The following is a 242-nucleotide window of genomic DNA, read 5'->3' as shown; positions in this document are numbered from 1 at the left end:
ATTGTACGATTGGGCGAACTCGGTATATTCGCTCGTCATTACAACTGCATTATTTCCAATTTACTTTAAAGCAGCTGCAAAAGAAGCTGGACTATCTGGCGCAACTTCAACAGCCTATTGGGGATATGCAAACTCGTTCGCTACACTTTTAATTTCTATACTCGCTCCTATTCTCGGCACAGTTGCTGATTATAAGGGATTTAAAAAACGATTTTTCACATTCTTCTTTGGACTCGGTATCG

Annotated in this window: 1 pseudogene; it reads left to right on the top strand. The window is 40.1% G+C overall.

Going from position 1 to position 242, the window contains the following annotated elements:
* Position 1 precedes the first annotated feature (1 nt).
* A pseudogene (locus SB775_RS33080) lies at positions 2-242 on the top strand (MFS transporter); the annotation flags it as partial.

The organism is Peribacillus sp. SIMBA_075 (assembly GCF_046534585.1).
The sequence above is the reverse complement of the archived record's forward strand: the minus strand, read 5'-3'. Positions and strand labels throughout refer to the sequence as shown.